The 15,704-nt window shown below is 44.9% G+C and carries 11 protein-coding genes; 7 read left to right on the forward strand and 4 right to left on the reverse strand.

All coding sequences use genetic code 11. From position 1 onward, the window contains the following. The first annotated feature begins 3 nt into the window (after positions 1-3). Both AAC052_RS19925 and AAC052_RS19930 read left to right on the forward strand, forming a co-directional pair. The gene (locus tag AAC052_RS19925) at positions 4-504 is read left to right on the forward strand and encodes a DinB family protein (protein ID WP_339815196.1); all 501 of its coding nucleotides are present in this window, start codon (positions 4-6) and stop codon (positions 502-504) included. A gap of 365 nt (positions 505-869) precedes the next feature. Then, a complete protein-coding gene (locus tag AAC052_RS19930) occupies positions 870-1,403 on the forward strand; it encodes a hypothetical protein (protein ID WP_339815197.1) in 534 nt (177 codons plus the stop codon). A gap of 89 nt (positions 1,404-1,492) precedes the next feature. Here the strand turns inward: AAC052_RS19930 and AAC052_RS19935 are convergent, their stop codons facing one another. Further along, the gene (locus AAC052_RS19935) at positions 1,493-1,762 is read right to left on the reverse strand and encodes a hypothetical protein (protein ID WP_339815198.1); all 270 of its coding nucleotides are present in this window, start codon (positions 1,760-1,762) and stop codon (positions 1,493-1,495) included. A gap of 12 nt (positions 1,763-1,774) precedes the next feature. Beyond that, positions 1,775-3,217: a caspase family protein gene (locus tag AAC052_RS19940; protein WP_339815199.1), complete on the reverse strand. Its 1,443-nt coding sequence runs from the start codon at positions 3,215-3,217 to the stop codon at positions 1,775-1,777. A 169-nt stretch (positions 3,218-3,386) separates the two neighbouring features. Here AAC052_RS19940 and AAC052_RS19945 point away from each other — a divergent pair, with 169 nt between their 5' ends. From AAC052_RS19945 to AAC052_RS19955, 3 genes are all read left to right on the forward strand, one after another. Then, the gene (locus AAC052_RS19945) at positions 3,387-4,928 is read left to right on the forward strand and encodes a phospholipase D family protein (RefSeq protein ID WP_339815201.1); all 1,542 of its coding nucleotides are present in this window, start codon (positions 3,387-3,389) and stop codon (positions 4,926-4,928) included. Between the two features lie 170 nt (positions 4,929-5,098). After that, positions 5,099-5,848: a hypothetical protein gene (locus tag AAC052_RS19950; RefSeq protein WP_339815202.1), complete on the forward strand. Its 750-nt coding sequence runs from the start codon at positions 5,099-5,101 to the stop codon at positions 5,846-5,848. Positions 5,849-5,858: 10 nt separating this feature from the next. Further along, positions 5,859-5,984, forward strand: a complete 126-nt coding sequence (locus AAC052_RS19955) for a hypothetical protein (RefSeq protein ID WP_317487699.1) — start codon at positions 5,859-5,861, stop codon at positions 5,982-5,984. An 89-nt stretch (positions 5,985-6,073) separates the two neighbouring features. Here the strand turns inward: AAC052_RS19955 and AAC052_RS19960 are convergent, their stop codons facing one another. Together AAC052_RS19960 and AAC052_RS19965 are read right to left on the reverse strand one after the other, a co-directional pair. Next, entirely contained in the window at positions 6,074-6,724 is a 651-nt protein-coding gene (locus tag AAC052_RS19960) for a response regulator transcription factor (RefSeq protein ID WP_317487700.1), read from the reverse strand. A 1-nt stretch (position 6,725) separates the two neighbouring features. Continuing rightward, positions 6,726-8,651 (reverse strand): sensor histidine kinase, encoded by a 1,926-nt coding sequence (locus AAC052_RS19965; RefSeq protein ID WP_339815204.1) that lies wholly within the window; start codon positions 8,649-8,651, stop codon positions 6,726-6,728. 490 nt (positions 8,652-9,141) lie between these two features. Between AAC052_RS19965 and AAC052_RS19970 the strand changes: the two genes are divergently transcribed. Continuing rightward, positions 9,142-10,647 carry a PorP/SprF family type IX secretion system membrane protein gene (locus tag AAC052_RS19970; protein ID WP_317487702.1) on the forward strand — a complete coding sequence of 502 codons (1,506 nt, stop codon included), beginning with the start codon at positions 9,142-9,144 and terminating at the stop codon, positions 10,645-10,647. Between the two features lie 65 nt (positions 10,648-10,712). Further along, on the forward strand, positions 10,713-15,548 hold the full coding sequence (locus tag AAC052_RS19975; protein WP_339815206.1) for an Ig-like domain-containing protein: 4,836 nt from the start codon (positions 10,713-10,715) through the stop codon (positions 15,546-15,548). The last annotated feature ends 156 nt before the right edge of the window (positions 15,549-15,704 follow it).

Raw genomic sequence — 15,704 nt, forward strand, 5'->3', positions numbered from 1 at the left:
GGAATGGAAACAGACTCCTTTATCAGCACCATCGACCACTGGCAGGATGAGTTAGACCGGTATGATTTTGCCCAGATTCTCCGTCAGCCTCAGCCCGATAAGTGGTCGATGGGACAAGTGTATATGCACCTGATCAGCGCTACGGGCTTTTTTCTCTCGCAAGTTCAAACCTGTTTGCAAACAGACGACAACGCTCAGGAAGAAATGACACCGCAAGCAAAAGTGATGTTTGCCAACGACCAGTTTCCCGACAAAATGGTGGAAGGCCCTCCGTCGAACGCCGCTACACCGCAGCCGGCATCTAAAGAAGAGATTATCAGAGGATTCGAAAAGTTAAAAGAGAGAATTTTGGCACTTGGCCATTCAAACAGTACGAACAAAGGAAAGACGAAGCACCCGGGCCACCAGTACTTCAACGCAGATGAATGGCTGCAATATGCCCATATGCATTTCCGGCACCACGAAAGACAGAAAGGAAGGATTGAAGTGTTTTTGGAGGGGTGAAGTTGGCAGATACAGCAGATTACAAAAGTTTCAGAAAAGGCTTCGAGCCCTCTGCTCTCACTAACGCTAGAGGCGGCACCAACCAGAGCAGAACCTAGCAAACTTTTGTAATCTTTCAATCCAAACGTTCTATGCCCAGGCCTGTTTCTTCACGACCCCAGAGGAAGCTGGTAAAGACAAAAGCAGAGACACCACCGGGTACTAAATTTTTTTTGACTCCTCCCAAACCTTCTTTTAAAGTTTACGTCTGTAGATGAGGCTCAGGCGATCCAACTTCCCCAAACTTTTTAGACTGTTGAACGCCTGGCTCCTGCTATCAATTTCAGATGGCAGATTTTTTAACAATTAGTAAAGGTCAAATAACTATGAAAAAGGTGTTCACTGGATCCCTGTTGGCAGGGATGGTTCTATTTTTTTGCGCTTGCAGTTCTGACGACGCAGGCGACCCCGTTGGCAATGAAAAGATTGAGGTGACGATAGGCAGCGCCGATCCGGTTACCTTCACCGGGTCATCTATGAAACTGTCGGACAACACGTATCAGCTCTCTGGCAACGCTAACGACGATAGCGGTCTTTCCTTCACTATTTTATGGGAAGGCGAAGAGCCCAAAGGCACGTTCGCATGGAATGCCAATTTCGAAAGCAACGTGGCAGGTACCTGGCTCCTGATGGCCAATGGCGATATGACTAAGTCATACTACAGCTACAAGGCAGAAGACGGAGAAATCACGAACAACAGCACGGGAAGCCTGGTCATTGAAAAGTTTGGTGGCGTCGATGGGTTCGTTGAGGGCACATTCGAAGTCACTAATGCAAGGCTGCTCGAAGTGAGCAATGCAACGGCCAATGAAAGCAATGTAAAAATCACTGCTAAATTCAAGGTAAGCCGCTCAATTTAAGAGCGTAAGCAAACGATTTGAAGAACCACCGGGCTGGAGCGCTTCGGTGGTTTTTTTGTGTGCACCAAGCCACTATAGCAGTCGTCATTTCAGTTCGCCAGCTGGCGGAGAGAAGTCTCCACGGTGTTTGCAGTTTTCTTTTCTGAGCCACTGCTACTATCCGGGGGATGCCGTTCCACGTCGGCTCCCTCGTACCTCGCCATCGGCATGACGCTGGCCTGGATACGGTGGATGTGCTCATACCAAAAAACTGGGCAATACCAACAAGCGATACAATCGCCAGTCTCATACGCCCTCCCGGGCCGGTAGCCGTTTCCGCTATCGCTCATGCGAGGGCGATGGGGAGGATTGAGGATCATCGCAGTCAAGTGTTATTCATCCTCTTTTATATCAAATTTCAACTTTAAGTCACCAACAACCCTTTTGTTTAGGTGTAAAATCACGTCTTTTATATACTGGTTAATTTGTTCAGCGTCCTTTAGTAACAATTCATTTGCGTTCCATTCAAATCTTTTATTCATTTCTCTACTATTCCAGTTAACCTTGGTGTAATTAGTTATAAAATAATACACCTTTATTTTTCTGTCGGATGTCACAAATGCAATTGTACAATTGTAGGAGTCTATATTTGGAAGTTTTGAATTGACATCAATCAAAATCTGAGAATAAGGATAGTTGACAGTAAGAGAGTAGCCATCGATTACCTGTCTTTTCTTTGTGACGGTATACGGTTCTGTTTGACGCCCTATCATTCTCTCAATATTTGAAGGTTTTTCAATTTCCTCATATGTTTCAGTTCGGTAATTAGCTGTAGCAAAATATCTGTCCTTGTTTTTTGCTACAAATAACCCTATTTGATGGTAATTAACATGTGTAGGAATGTATTTAGGGTATGTCACTTTGAACTCAAACAAATTTTCAATTTCAGGAGACAGTTTAAAATCATTAACGCACTGCTTGATATCCTCTAGAATATCGCAGACCTCTTCGAAAGTTAAGTGGTTTTTAGCGTCAGCCTTAACCATGTCTTCTAGTGTAGAGAATTCTTTCTTTTCTTCCTCTTCCTGTTTTGATGTATCAGGAAAAGTTGAAGGGATATCTACTAAAAAATCCCTGATTTTTTGACCTTTCATACAGAACACTTCTGTAAAATCAGCTTGAGTCACGAAGAATGGCGTTTGCTCTGGAAATGATGAAAATTCATCTGATATATAATCGATTACATCTTTATATCTCACATTTTTATCTATGTGTTTCTTTAGCGCATTGAAAAAACTCAAAGTAAAAAAACTGAAATCTTTATTCTGATATGAACTCTGAGAATTCAAAGAGGAATACAGAAAATAGCAGTTACTAAATTGGTTTGTAGTTGACTTTATGTATGTATCAATTGCTTTTACGTCTTTGATATAATTTACCCCAGAATGACACGCATCTACTACTTTCGTAACAAGTTTGGGAGTCAAAGACTTTATTAAGCTATCTAGCTCCGAATTTTGTAAACTTGTTTGTGTTTTTTTATCAAAGGAAAAGTCGGGAAGTATATAGTAGAATTCATCGTTCGAAAAATCTCCATGGCCTGTAAAGTAAAAAAACACCTCTTCAATAGCTTCATCTTTTTTACTGTTGATGAATCTTGCCAATTTATCTTTAATTGTGATACTGCTTGATTTTTCTGAGATAGTTAATATCTCTTCGTATTTATCTGTCGCCCTAATCAGGCGTTCGAATTGTATAACATCGTTTAGACTACCCGGCAAATTTTGGATGCCGTTTGAATATTCTGAAACACCAATTAGAACTGCAATATTCATATAACTACTTTTTCTTAATTCTTATCATCGCTGAGATAACGCAGCTTAATGGGCACTGTCTTCAACAAAACGCTCCAATCTACCAATTTTCGACCATATATGCATCCTTCCAGAAAAACCGTAAATTGCCTTTTCCTGTGGCCAAACCTCAAACAAAGCCGGGCTCAATATGACACCTAAGGCATCCAAAACCTTCTCTCTTTTTCTGTTTCTGGTATTGACGAACTGCGGCCCTACCGAACTCAAATACCCTCCCATTACCGAGGACTTCTGCTCGCAGCTGCCGGAAGCAGCGCTTGTGAAACTCTCGGACTACCTGGCACCTTACGCTGAGCTCCTCGCCACTAAAACCGGCGTCCATTCCCTGGAGGAAGGCGACGTCTCGATGATTACCCGGGCATGGCTGACGGAAGCAGCTGAGCAAACCATCGACATTCAGTACTTCATTTTTTCTACAGACAATGTTGGGTTGATAGCCGCCGACTTCCTCTTGGGTGCCGCCGACCGGGGCGTGAAGATCAGGATCATTGTGGACGACATCATGGTAGAAGCAGAGGAAGACGACCTGCTGGCCATGGATGCCCACCCCAACCTGGAAGTGAAAATTTACAACCCCAATGCCAATATCGGCAAAAACCTACCAGGCAAGCTGTTGTCGCTTGCCACCGACTTTCAGGGTTTCAATCAGCGCATGCACAACAAAACGTTCATTGTCGACCAGCAGGTGGTGATCACCGGCGGCAGAAACATTGCCGATGAGTACTTCGATTACGATCATGAGTACAACTTCCGTGACCGTGACGTGCTGCTGGTGGGCAAGAAAGTGCAGGACGTGCAACAGTCGTTCGATCTGTTTTGGGAAAGCGAGCTAAGCGTGCCTGTGGGTGAGCTCGCCCAGGTAACCGACGAGGAGCTCAACCTGGATGTGAAATACGCCTACCTGCACCAGTACGCCTGCAACCCCGAAAACTTCTGGCCTGAGGTAAGGGAAAAGGTAAAGCAGGTGCCGAAAGAATTTCAGAAAGCACAGGCCTCGGGCTCCCTGGTGTGGACCGATAGCGTGCAGTTCATCTCCGACCTGCCGGGCAAAAATGACGGCAGTCAGGGGCTGGCGGGTAGTGGTGTGGCTACCGATTCGCTGGTCAGCCTGATCCGGCGGGCAAAGTCGTCCATACTGATTCAGTCGCCTTACCTTATTACAACCGAGGTCAGCCAGCAGCTCTTCAAAGCAGCAGTGGATCGTGGGGTAACTGTCAAAATTCTCACCAACAGCCTCTCGTCGACCGACAACCTGGAAGCATTCAGCGGCTACCAGCGGGACAGGGAAAAGCTGCTGGAGGCCGGCGTAAAAATTTACGAATTCAAACCCGATGCCGCTGTCCGCTTTGAGGTGATGACAGGTGCCCTGCAGAAGAAAATGGACTTCACTCCTGTCTTTGGCCTCCATGCCAAATCGATGGTGATCGACGAAGATATTGCCGTGATTGGCACCTTCAACCTTGACCCCCGCAGCGCCAACTTGAACACAGAGTGCATAGCAGTTATTTATGACCGCAAAGTCACCGCTGACCTGCGTCAGGCCATGGAGGTCGACATCCGGCCGGAGAATGCCTGGGAAGCCACATTAGACTTCAACCCTGATTCGGAAGCGGGCCGGGCAAAACAGTTCAAGGTGTGGCTGCGAGGTGTGATGCCCAAGTCAATTTTGTAATATTCCCTGCTCTTTGGCCGCATACTCCAATTAAAAACTATATCAAGGAATAATATCAAAGAGATATTTATTTATTTAAATTTATATATTAATCGGTATAGATACATTTTCTACTTTACTTCAACATACACACTAGTGACTTTTTACTACGCTTACGAAAAAATTTCTGTATGAAAGCACGGTTTCATTTCATCATCCTGACTGCCTTCGTGGGGATTTATCTGCAAGCAGAGGCGCAGCACAAGACCTACCTCGGCTTTGAGCTTGGCCCTAAGTATGAGAAGATTTCTGTCGATGACCTGGGTGGGATGGTTGGAGAAAAGCCGATATACTACAGTCCTGCAGGTGGATTTATCGTAGGGCAGGAAATCAGCCAGGGCCTTCTATTGGAAACCGGGCTTAATGCTTATAAATACGGGGTGGGCTTTAGATTGAAAAGCCCCAATGTCGGCCTGATTTCGGGGCAGTCCTACGCTGCTATTCAAATCCCAGTCAGGCTAAAATCCAACTTTGGCTTTTTCAGGGAAAGGCTAAAGCTTTCGCCATTTATCGGTTATTCTTTTGTCCACAATATGCGATATGAAATAGACAGAGGATCAACCAATATTGGGGGGCATAGTAGTTCATTTCATGCAGGTGATGAAAGTCGGTTAACGATGGTGGCAACCCCTGGTTTGAGGAAAAACTATAGTTTGATTGAGGCAGGTGTATCCGTTAGCTGGCAATTCAAAAACAGCTTTGTTCTCTACATCAATGGCAGCTCTACCAAAGGTTTTAAGAAAATGACGGAAATCGACGGCACCTACCAGATAGGCAATGGACCGGAGCAGTCGGCCAAGATCAGCTCAAACGGCGACTTCTATAACATGTTGTTCGGTGTGAAGTTTCCTATTAGCCCTGCGTGGCGGTATCGGAAATAACAAACAGCATATGTCTTTAAAAAAGTTAAAAAAGCCTTCACGAGTCGAAAAACTAAGAGGTATTGTAGAAGCAACACCTGACTTCGACTACAAAAAAGTGCTCGATGAAGAGAGAATGAAGAAGTACGGGACTTAAATCGAGCATTTTACTCGCTCATTAATCTGCATTCCCTAATCAAAACCTCCAAGGGGATCTGTCTTATTCGATAACAGTGGATGACTCCTTTAAAAGCTCATGATCACTGCTTTTTGCTCTACTGCCCACAGGGAAAGACTATTGGCATGCCCCGACAAAGCCAGCTTCCCAATGATATTACTTCTGTGCTTTTCGATGGTGCGTTCCGAAACATGCAATTTATCCGCAATGGCCTGGGAACTGAGTTGGCTGGCTATTAGTTTCAATATTTTCCTCTCCGAGGGTGAGAGTAACTCAAGTTTTTCGAGACTTGTATTCGCTGTGTTCAGATCCTTGTGGAGTATAGAGGGGCTATAGTAAAACTCACCTTGCATCACCTTTTCGATACATTTGAAAATTTCCAAATTGGTATCTTCCTTCAGCAGGTACCCCGCAATGTGAAGACTTTTAGCCTGCACGATAAATTCCGCCTCCTTGTGATAAGAAAGAATAATAACCTTCGTAAGTAAGCCCTTTTTTCTGCATTCTTCGGCCACGGCAAACCCGGTAAGGTAGGGCATCTCAATATCCAATACCGCTACATCGGGATGGTAATCAGTAATCAACTTCAACGCCGTGCTCCCGTCGCTGGCGGCACCGACCACATTTACCCCTCCCTTTTTCAAGGTGTCTTCAAGTCCTTGCAATAACAATGGGTGATCATCGGCCACCACCGCTCTCAGGTTCTTCAAACTCATCATCCTATGCTGGCTTATTAATCACTAAAGTAACACTGGTACCCTTTCCTTTTGTCGACTCGATAAGAATTTTACCTCCGACCATCTGAGTTCTTTCCTTCAGGGTTTTCATTCCCAAACTATGGATGGTCTCTGGCTTTTCGGTCAGATCAAAACCAACACCATAGTCCTGCACCGTTACGATTACTTTTCTCGCCTCCAGGATAACACGAACAATCGCAGATTCGGTTTGAGCATGCTTGATCATATTGTTGAGCGCCTCTTGCACTATGCGGTAAATCTGAAGTTCGTGTTCCCGGGAAAAGATATTGTCAATCGTGTCAATTTCCTCAGTAAAGAATATGTCTGTTACTTCGTCCACATCGTTCACCAGCTTTTTGATGCTGGCAGTAAGCCCCAACCTGTCGAGCACAGCAGGGTGCAACGCTTTGGAAATGGTTCTCACCTCCTCCAGGGCCTTGCTTACCATGGTAGCCGTCGTATCGTCCTGATTCAAAGTCACCTTGTTTTTGATCAGAATCAGACTTTGGCCTACAGAGTCGTGGAGATCCCTGGAGATTCTCTTTCGCTCTTCTTCGTGAGAAGAAAGCAACTGGCGGGAAAAGCGCTCCTGCATCGCATTAGCGTTCAACGCATATTTTCTGGAGCGATACAGATAAACACTGCCGAATAATAGCAACATGCCTATGGCTATTGCCCAGGCTAATCTTGTTTTGAAAAGGCTAGCAGCTGAAATAAGTTTAATCTCCCCTTCCTGTTGGGTAATCTTCAAATCCTTTTTGGTGGTTTCGTAGATGGCGTTCAGCTGCTTCACCTGTCGAGACTTTTCTTTGCTGAATACCGAATCTTTCACCGCCTCAGATTTGAGCATATACTCATACCCTTCCTTGTAATAACCTAGCGCCGAGTGGGCCTCAGCCAACCGTTTCAATACTTTTTGCTCCATGTCCCTGTTTGGATACCTGACAAGAAGCTCCATAGCTTTTTCCCCACTATCGATAGACTTTTGATAGAAGTCATAGTCCAGATAAAGCTGCTGGTACTTGGCATAGGCGTGGACGGTGGAGGCCGGTTTCCTGATCACCTCTTCTTTCAGTTTCAAAGACCTGCCCAGGTAATCAAGTGCTTTGGGGAAATCACCTTGATCGGCAAAAACCATGGCATAATTCCCCAGTATGATAGAGAGTGCGTTGAGGTTATTTGTCTTCTCTGCGAAGAAAATTCCCTGTTCATCGTACTCCCGGGCCTTGTCGAGTTTGTTCATGTTGTGACTCAATACACCCAGGTTGAGGTAATCGCTGAGAAAACGAGAAGTATCGCCAAACGAAATGTTGAGTTCGAGGGCTTTGAGCAAGTGCTTTTCGGCACTTTTATAATCTTTGGTAGTCCGATATAAATTGCCCAGGTTGCCATGGATCAAGGCAATGCCCAATGAATCGCCCAGCTGCTCTCGCAACACTAAGGATTGCAAGTAATAATCGATAGCACCTGGGTAGTTAACCAGGGAGAATTGAACCCTTGCAATGAAGTTAAGGCAATAAGCTTCCAGTTGCTTGTTGCCAATTTCTCTGGCGATTGAAATGGATTTGTGAAAATATTCAAGACTCCTCTCAGAATCCGCTTTGATATCATAATAGTGGCCAATATTATTTAAGCTAGTGATCATGCCCTCTTTGGATGCTGCTTGTTCGCTTAACATCAATGCCCTGGTGGCGTAGTTGAGGGAAGAGTCGGGTATGAAATTTTCAAACTCATCACAAATTTCATTGAGCAATCGGATTTTATCCATCACGCCAGCCGACGGTAGCTGACTTTTTAAAGCATCTATTTTACTCGTCGTTACTTCCTGTGACAGCAGACGACCATTGATCAACAACAGCAAAAACGGAAACACAATATATCCTACAATTCCTGGTGAGCTTTTTACCATCGTAATTCAGTACTAATTTCCTGCTAGCCTGTCAAGATAACAGCTCCCGACTCAGTAAACTGATCAGACTCTTAAAAATATCCAACTATTTCTAAAAAAGAGAGTTTTTGTTGTGCGAGGTAGAGGTCTCGTGCAGTAAGTCCTCTCGACTGCCTGTTCTTTCCGCCTCAAAATGGCTCCATCAGTCCTGCTAGTTCATGAAGTTTTTTTAACCATTCCATGGTTGACAGATGGAGGTAGTCAATGTCACACTGCCGAACACCGCTCCAGATTCTCAGAATATCAGACCCCTCTAAACAGTCGATTTTGGTGTAAAACCTGCAAAAATACGTGGCGCTACGTAGGCATTTACGTGGCGCCTCGTATTTCTGCTCATTTTGTTTAAGCCCAACTTTACCGAACCATAGATGGGTTTAAAACATACACATGGAGCGCATGGTAAGATGTATCGTTTCCCATTTCAACGCTGAAAGAACTTAAAGCTGAGCTGATGCACATCTCAATTAGACACTTCGAAAGACTTTTCTTGTTCCTTACCTTCTCATTTTTCGGGTGGAGCCTTTCTGCTCAGAACTTGTTCTTCAATCAATACCATTTTAGCCCTTTGGCTGCCAACCCCGGTCAGGCTGGCACATTGCAAGATGCCTGGGTCGGCATCAACTACCGCAGTGTGCCCCTTCAACTGGGCGAGAAATTTATTACTACCCAGGCTTCAGCGCTATACCCTGTAGGAATTGGCAATCACAGGCTGGTATTCTCCGGAAGTTTTTTTAGCGACCGGGTGACTGAATTCTTCAACACCACCGGAGGCTCTTTGGGGGCTGCCCTGAGCATTGCACTAAGCGAGCGAAGTGAGCTAAGCTTTGGCACACAAGCCGTCGTGTTTGGCAATAGTTTGACTGGCGATATTTCAACAGATAGTCAATTTATCAATGGCATATTTGACCCGACTGCGCCAACTGGTGAATTGATAGGTAGCAAAAGTGGTCAGGTAATTTCAGCCAGTAGCGGGCTCTATTGGCAGGTGCGGGACTATGACGGCCGTGGGAAAGGTTTTGCAGGCATCTCTCTTTTTAACTTCACGAACCCTGAAATGTCGTACTCCGACCAAATAAGTCAAAAACTGCCCACCACTTATAAAGCCACGCTGGGCTACGAAATTTTAAAACATGGCAAGTTTGCCATTTTACCTACAGCGCAGGGCATTATTGGCAATGGAAAGAAACTGCTACAGACAGGCAGCTTGTTCACTTACGACCTTGCAGGCAATGGCGCTAAGCAGATTGGGCTAGGTGGGTGGTATAGCACCAGCGAGCTAGCGGTGTTTTCGGTGCAGTACCAGCAGCCAGAGGTAAAAGCCGCCGTGAGCTTCGATGTGCCTGTAAGCAATGCCTATGGTGGTGCTGTGGGGAGTCCACTTGAAATAGCCATTTTCTATCGGATTTTTAAGAAGAATAAACGGGAAGCTGCGCCCATGGTGGTACAAACGGCAGTGCCTGTGGCAGCCGCACAACCCATGGCTGCCGATGGGGCTACAGAAATGACGGCAGAGGCGGATTCGAAAACCCAGGTTGAGGAGCAACCAGTAAAAGGAACCGAACGGCTAGTACAAAAAGAACTGGCGTCAGCTCCGCTAACCCCCGAAGAAGAAAGGATCATAGACGAGAATGTGCGGTTCAAATTGGACAGTGACATACTCGATGAGCCATCACAGGAATACCTTGCCCAGGTGGTAGCAATATTCCAACAACACGCAAATCTCCACATCCAATTGACAGGCCACACCTGCAACACTGGCAGCCGGGACGTAAACCAAAACCTGTCGATAAAGCGGGCCGAAAGCGTGAAAGCCTATTTGGTAAATAAAGGCCTTGGTGAGGACAGGATAACGGTCGACGGAAAAGGTGAAACCCAGCCTTTGACAGACAATTCTTCAGAAGCACTCAGGCAACTTAACAGAAGAGTAGAAATTAAGATAGTGGAAGAAAGCAAATGAGAGTTTATGCTGTCAGCAATAGGTATGTCAGCCATTAGACCTTGAATGAAGTTAAATCTTTGCGCATGAAAAAATCAATGAGATCTATAGAAGGGTTTTGTTCCCTTTTTACTCTTATCAATCAAAAAAGAATGAAATTAGGCATAATCGTATGGCTTTTAATAGTATTTTTTTTTACCTCTATTACAGTTTATAGTCAGCGACCACCAGTGAAAGCTGATTTTTCGGAAACCCCATCAATTGGATGTGACTTGCCTCAAACAGTATCCTTTACTGATTTATCAGAAAATCCCGATACATGGTCATGGTCTTTCGGAGATGGATCTACATCAACATTAAAAAATCCAAATCATACCTATACTTCAGCAGGTCGCTTTGATGTCCGTCTTTTTGTTCAAGATACGACCAATGGTGATTCTGATGAAATTACAAGAACGATAACTATCGGGGGTTCTATAGTTGAATTTAAAGAAGCTGATGCCGATTTTCCGTATGGATGTGCTCCATATTTAGTGAACTTTATCGATGAGTCAACAACCATAGCCTCTACTATAATCACAGATTGGTTATGGGATTTTGGAGATGGCAGTACATCTGAAGATCAGAATCCTTCACATACTTATGAAAAACTAGGATACCATTCTATCACGCTAACAACGACCAATTCCGTTGGTTGCATAAATACCATAACAAAAACAAATTTTGTTCAGGTGGTTGGATCCATGGTCGATTTTGGAACTACTAGTGCTAGACAGTTAGATGGCCCGGGTGCTGTAACTTTCCAGGATCAGAGTTTTTCTGGTTCGCCAATAACTAGCAGACTATGGAATTTTGGAGATGGAGCTACCACATCTACTAATCCAAACCCCACACATACTTATACCACATCAGGTACTTTCGATGTAAGCTTGACGATAAGTACCCTTGATGGTTGTCCTACAACACTTAAAAAAAGTCATTATATCAATACGATCCCTGGAGCCTACGATGTATCCAAAGCCATTTTCACTGGTGATCATGAACGTTTTTCAGTGCGATTTCAAGAAAGCTCACCAATCTCTTTGGCCTTTAGCGCCGATGGCACCAAAATGTTTGTGATGGGACATGCTGGAAGGGATATCAACGAATATACTCTAGCCATCGCTTGGGATGTTTCCACGGCTACTTATACCGGAGATGCTGAACGCTTTTCAGTGTCATCGCAAGAATCCTATCCTAACTCTCTTGCCTTTAGTGCGGATGGTACCAAAATGTTTGTGATGGGTAATGCAGGTAAAGATATCAATGAATATTCCCTTTCTACTGCATATGATGTTTCGACAGCTACTTATGCTGGTGATGCCGAACGCTTTTCGGTGGCAGCACAAGAAAACGTTCCCATCTCTCTGACCTTTAGTTCAGACGGTACTAAAATGTTTGTGATGGGTTATGACGAGCAACAGGATATCAACGAATATACCCTAAGCATCGCCTGGGATGTGTCCACGGCTACTTATGCTGGTGATGTCCAGCGTTTTTCGGTAGCCGCACAAGTAACTGATCCCACCTCTCTGGCCTTTAATGCAGAAGGTACCAAAATGTTTGTGCTGAGTTTTAGTGGAACTGGTATCAACGAATATAACCTAACCACCTCCTGGGACGTGTCCACGGCAACTTATGCTGGAAATGCTGAGCGCTTGTCGGTGGTATTGTCCCCGACATCATTGGCCTTTAGTGCGGACGGAACCCAATTGTTTGTATTAAGCTCGGCCGCAAGGAATGTCAACGAATACTCACTTGCAGCACCTGTCGTTACTGGGGCGGTGGCCAATCAGGCCATAAATGATAATGAGACCATTAGTCCGTTTGCGACTATCACCGTTCAAGACCCCAATGACGACAATGTATCTGCCGCTATTACCCTAGATGACAATGCCAAAGGTCTTTTAACAGGTACGGATTTAACAGGAACGGGACCTTATACCTTAGCATATACAGATGCCACAAGTCTACAAGCAAGCCTCCGTGCATTGGTGTTTGCACCCACAGAAAACAGAGTGGCTAGTGGCAATACAGAAACGACCACCTTTACCTTGGTGACCAGTGATGGTACCTTTAGCGATACAGACAGCAGGACAACAGTGGCGGCAAGCCCTGTAGCACCTACCATTGTTTGGAGTAGTCTGGCGAGTTCGCCAACCAATGCTTTTACCATTACCGCCACTTTTAGTGAACCTGTCACAGGTTTTGCCATAGGAGGTCTGACGGTAGGTAATGGTACAGCGAGTGATTTTGCAGCCACCAGTACCAGTGTTTATACCGCTACAATAACACCTACTGCCGATGGAGCCGTCACAGTTGATGCAGCAGCAGGTGTTGCTCAGGATGCTGGAGGAGTAGATAATATTGCAGCTAGCCAGTTTAGTATTGCTGCAGACGTAACAGTTCCTACAATCACCATTTCCAGCCCTGTAGCTGACCCAGCCAATGGTGCCTTTACAGCTACCTTCACTTTCTCTGAAAATGTCACTGGATTTGATGTTGCCGACATTAATGTAGGCAATGGAACTGCTGGAAGTTTTGCAGCCACTAGTGCTTTGATATATACTGCTGAAATTACCCCATTAACTGATGGAACCGTAACCATTGATGTACCAGCCAATGTAGCGCAAGATGCCGCTACTAATGGCAATACAGCAGCTGCTCAGTTTAGTGTGGAAGCAGATTTTACTGCTCCAACCATAACAGTCACAAGTCTGGTAGCAAATCCTGCCAGGGGAGCATTTGCAGCCACTTTCACTTTCTCCGAAGATGTTACTGATTTTGATGCTGCCGACATCACCGTGGGCAATGGAACGGCAGAAAGTTTTACATCCATGAGTGCTTCGGTATACACCGCTGAAATTACCCCAACAACTGATGGAACCGTTACTGTTGATGTACCAGCCAATGTAGCGCAAGATGCCGCTACTAATGGCAATACAGCAGCTGCTCAGTTTAGTGTGGAAGCAGATTTAACTGCACCAGATATTATCATCACAAGCCTTGTAGCAAATCCTACCAATGGTGCCTTTACAGCTACCTTCACTTTCTCTGAAGATGTCACTGGGTTTGATGTTGCTGACATTAATGTAGGCAATGGAATCGCTGGAAGTTTTGCAGCCACTAGTGCTTCGGTATACACCGCTGAAATCACCCCAACAAGTGATGGAACCGTTACTGTTGATGTAGCGGCCAACATAGCTCAAGATGCCGCAACCAATGGCAATACAGTGGCCACGCAGTTTAGCGTAGAAGCAGATTTTACTGCTCCAACCATAACAGTCACAAGTCTGGTCGCAAATCCTGCCAGTGGAGCATTTAAAGCCACTTTCACTTTCTCGGAAGATGTTACAGGCTTTGAGCTAATGGACATCACCGTGAGCAATGGAACGGCAGGAAATTTTGCAGTTATTAGTTCCTCTGTGTACACCGCTGAAATTACCCCAACGGCTGATGGAACCATAACTATTGATGTAGCAGCCAACGCAGCAGAAGATGCCGCTATTAATGGCAATCAGGCCGCCGCACGATTTAGCATGCTATTTGATGGTACAGACCCAACGGTAACAATAACCAGTAGCTTAAGTGTTTCAACGAAAGTGAATCCCATTCCCGTGACCATCACCTTTAACGAAGAAGTAACGGATTTTACAGTGAGTGATATAGCCGTTGGGAATGGAACTGTTTTGGATGTTTCATCCTCCGACAACACCGTTTTCACCGCTAATATTGTTCCTGTCACTGATGGAGACATAACAGTTGATATTGCCTACGCAACCGCTCAGGATTTTGCTGGAAATAGCAATACAGCAGCCACAACTTTTAGTATTGTTTATGATAGCCAGGTTGACCAGATCAACTGTGAGAACATCACCGTACAGCTGGATGCCAATGGAACGGCTACTATTGCTGTAGGACAGATCGATAATGGTTCTTCGGATAGCTTTGGCATTGCCTCCCGCTCCATAGACATCACTTCTTTTAATTGTAGTGATGTGGGCGATAACAATGTCACTCTCACCATCACCGACAACAATGGTAATGTAGGATCATGTGTGGCTAGAGTTACTGTAGAAGACAATATTACTCCTACAGTTATTACTCAAGACATTACTGTGGCTCTGGATGCTAACGGACAAGCGTCTATTACTCCAGCTGACATTGACAATGGTAGCACGGACAATTGCGGAATTGCTACCAGAACATTAGATGTAGCTTCTTTTGATACACCAACTACCGAAACAGCAACTGTAACTCTTACCGTTACAGATGTTAATGGCAATAGTGCCGCTGCCACCGCCATAGTCACATTTAGTAAGGTGGCTCAAAGCATTGTATTTGATCCAATAGCAGATAAAAAAGTAGGGCAGGATCCTGTAGTACTTGAAGCTACCGGAGGTGGATCAGGATTGCCTGTAACCTTTTCGATAGTAACGGAACCCTCATCGGGAGTAGCTTCACTAGTTAATGGCGCCATCATTATAGAGGGTACCGGTTCGGTAGTCGTTACTGCCATGCAGGCAGGCAATGACATTTTTCAGACAGCAGAAGAGGTATCCCAATCCTTTGCCATTTTGTCCAGTGAATTGTTTCTACCTACCCTATTCACGCCCAATAATGACCAAGCCAACGATCGCTTCATTTTACGTGGCGGAGGAAGCGTAGCCAACATTGAGTTTCAAATATTTGATCGGGAAGGTAATCCTGTATTTAACTCACAAAGCACCACGGAGCTTTTCCAGTCCGGATGGGATGGAACAAATGAGGGTAAAGAACAACCGCAAGGGGCTTACGTCTGGGTAATCAAAGGTACTTTCCAGGATGGCAGCCCGCTGTTAATCAATGGCAAGGTTACTGGTATTATCAGGCTAGCACGGTAAACAAATGAAAGTTTTAAGGTTAAACACCTGTACTTCTATCGCCGGAAATTCTATGAATACCTATAAAAAATACTTCAAGCGAGAAGCATTGAATCAATTTTGTTTTCCCTTACCGATGAGATATCAGTTTCACAAATTCATCCCACCCGAAAAATA

The organism is uncultured Imperialibacter sp. (genome assembly GCF_963974565.1).
In the GTDB taxonomy this organism is placed as follows: domain Bacteria; phylum Bacteroidota; class Bacteroidia; order Cytophagales; family Cyclobacteriaceae; genus Imperialibacter; species Imperialibacter roseus.

What these genes read in the sequence shown, in the direction of transcription:
- AAC052_RS19925 (WP_339815196.1), top strand. Translation starts at nt 4, where the DNA reads ATGGAAACAGACTCCTTTATCAGCACCATCGACCACTGGCAGGATGAG.
- AAC052_RS19930 (WP_339815197.1), top strand. Translation starts at nt 870, where the DNA reads ATGAAAAAGGTGTTCACTGGATCCCTGTTGGCAGGGATGGTTCTATTT.
- AAC052_RS19935 (WP_339815198.1), bottom strand. Translation starts at nt 1,762, where the DNA reads ATGATCCTCAATCCTCCCCATCGCCCTCGCATGAGCGATAGCGGAAAC.
- AAC052_RS19940 (WP_339815199.1), bottom strand. Translation starts at nt 3,217, where the DNA reads ATGAATATTGCAGTTCTAATTGGTGTTTCAGAATATTCAAACGGCATC.
- AAC052_RS19945 (WP_339815201.1), top strand. Translation starts at nt 3,387, where the DNA reads ATGACACCTAAGGCATCCAAAACCTTCTCTCTTTTTCTGTTTCTGGTA.
- AAC052_RS19950 (WP_339815202.1), top strand. Translation starts at nt 5,099, where the DNA reads ATGAAAGCACGGTTTCATTTCATCATCCTGACTGCCTTCGTGGGGATT.
- AAC052_RS19955 (WP_317487699.1), top strand. Translation starts at nt 5,859, where the DNA reads ATGTCTTTAAAAAAGTTAAAAAAGCCTTCACGAGTCGAAAAACTAAGA.
- AAC052_RS19960 (WP_317487700.1), bottom strand. Translation starts at nt 6,724, where the DNA reads ATGATGAGTTTGAAGAACCTGAGAGCGGTGGTGGCCGATGATCACCCA.
- AAC052_RS19965 (WP_339815204.1), bottom strand. Translation starts at nt 8,651, where the DNA reads ATGGTAAAAAGCTCACCAGGAATTGTAGGATATATTGTGTTTCCGTTT.
- AAC052_RS19970 (WP_317487702.1), top strand. Translation starts at nt 9,142, where the DNA reads ATGCACATCTCAATTAGACACTTCGAAAGACTTTTCTTGTTCCTTACC.
- AAC052_RS19975 (WP_339815206.1), top strand. Translation starts at nt 10,713, where the DNA reads ATGAAAAAATCAATGAGATCTATAGAAGGGTTTTGTTCCCTTTTTACT.